Source organism: Streptomyces sp. NPDC006544 (assembly GCF_040611715.1).
Classification (GTDB): domain Bacteria; phylum Actinomycetota; class Actinomycetes; order Streptomycetales; family Streptomycetaceae; genus Streptomyces.
Genome location: NZ_JBEXOV010000212.1, coordinates 1 through 1926, shown reverse-complemented (window position 1 = coordinate 1926; position 1926 = coordinate 1). Strand labels below are relative to the sequence as shown.

Below are 1926 nucleotides of genomic sequence, written 5' to 3'. Positions count from 1 at the left end.
TTCAAGAACGCCGTCGTCGAACACGGCGCCCGCCTTGGAATCGACGTCGAAGTCGTCAACCGCAACCCGGAAAAGCGCGGCTTCCATGTCGTGAAAAGACGCTGGGTAGTAGAGCGGAGTATCGGCTGGATCATGATGCACCGCCGCCTCGCCCGCGACTACGAGACCCTCACCACAAGCTCCGAAGCCATGATCCACATCGCCTCCATCGACAACCTCGGCAAGCGCATAACGGACGAGACCACACCAACCTGGCGAGGAACCTACTAGGGCATAAGCGGCATTACGCCTAGATCAAACGCCCTCTTAGAACCCGCGGAGTGGTTGGCACCGGTCCAAAGCCGGCCAGCCTCCCACACCATCCCGGCCAGAGGTTAGGGTCTCTCTGGGAGGTTCGGTGATACCCGGCGGCGTTTCTTCAGGGGTTCGGCGTGTGGGGTGCAGTTGGGTGTCGAGCTCTGTGATCTGTGACTTCGTGGGCGCGGAGAGTGTGTTGCTGAAGCCCTGATGACGATTCTGTACTGAAGGGCCGGGGCTGAAGCCCGGGTGGGCGAGGCGCCGAATAGCAGTTGAGTACTACGCCGCGCTTGGTTGTCCATGAGGCCGCAAAGGCTGTCCGGTGTAGCGATGCTTGGTTTGTGCTGGTCAGACGTGTGTAGGTGGTTCATGGGGACAGAGGGATGCGGTGAGGCCGGTGTCATTGGGGTGAGTTGGCCTGGACAACGGGACGCGGCGTAGCAGGTGGGTACCGGTTTGATGGCCTGTTATCGCCGCCGGTCAGTGGAACTGGTACGGGATGAACTTTCCAGAGTGTAGCTCTGGAGTAGATTGAATCATTTTGGTCGGAGGCCTGTTTCGACGAGGTCTCCTCAAGGGGTTCGTGACCATGTTTTCATCTTTTCCGGGTCGGCCCGCGGAGCGGGCTTTGGTTCTGGAGGCGGAGCCGGAAGTGCCTCAGGTGGGGGGAACGGAGCGGACCCACCTAACGGGCCGCAGGCCCCCGGACCCTGTTGGCGCGCGGCGGGGCGGGCCGGATTCGAACCGGCGTCAGACCACCTTGAAGGGGGGCGCGTCTACCTCTGCGCTACCTGCCCCCGCCGCGGCCTGAACAGGCTACGACACCCTCCGTCGGCCCCTGTTGCCGGCTGCCCGCGGAGCGGGCTGGTCCTGCAGACGAAGCTGCCCACGGCGCTTGTTTCGGATCATGCCTGGACAGCGTCACCACTCTGCCCGCGCCCAGGCCAGTTGCGCGTCGCTCAGTGGAGGGTCGAATCCTTCTGGGAACATCAGCATGAGTGGTTGCGGCCACACGCTCTCGGGCCCGTGGTCTTGACAGTCCAGGGCTATGAGGTGCGGCCCTTCCTCACAGGCCTCGTGCCTGTAGAAGCAGTCATGGGTCTGGCAGAAGTACCCGAACATTGAGCAGCTGTCCTCATCGCTCGGTTCGTAGAAATCAGGATCACGGACGATCTGGGTCACGTGATCCTGCCGATTGAACCGGGGGATGGGCCGGGGGTCATGCCACAGCAGTCGGGGAGGGAGCATGCGCTCATCCTGCATAGGGGCGGGCCCTTTCGGTACAGGCTTGTTGCAAGCTGCCCGCGGAGCGGGCCGGTCCTGGAGGCGGAGCCGGAAGGGCCCGGGTGAGGGAGCGAAGCGGACTCGCCCAACGAGCCGTAGGCCCGGACACGGTGAAACAGGGTCACTTGGGGCCCGCGGAGCGGGCCGTTTGGGATGCAGCGAAGCGGAATCCCAAACGCGGGCCGAAGCGAAGCGCCGGCCCCCGGCCGAAGGCCGACCCTAGCCCCGGCGAAGCCGGGCCCGCTGAGCGGAGCGAAGCGCTTCACTGCTCCGGAGCGAAGCGGAGGAGCAGGCGCCGAAGGCGCCTCGGCCGAGCGCAGCGAGGCCGTTCTCTCCTGAGCGCGC

The 1926-nt window shown here is 64.6% G+C and carries 1 protein-coding gene; it reads left to right on the top strand.

Annotation, left to right across the window (positions count from 1 at the left end; genetic code table 11):
• Positions 1-270: transposase (locus tag ABZY44_RS37595; RefSeq protein ID WP_356662033.1), on the top strand; the 270-nt coding region annotated here is incomplete at its 5' end.
• Positions 271-1926: the final 1656 nt, after the last annotated feature.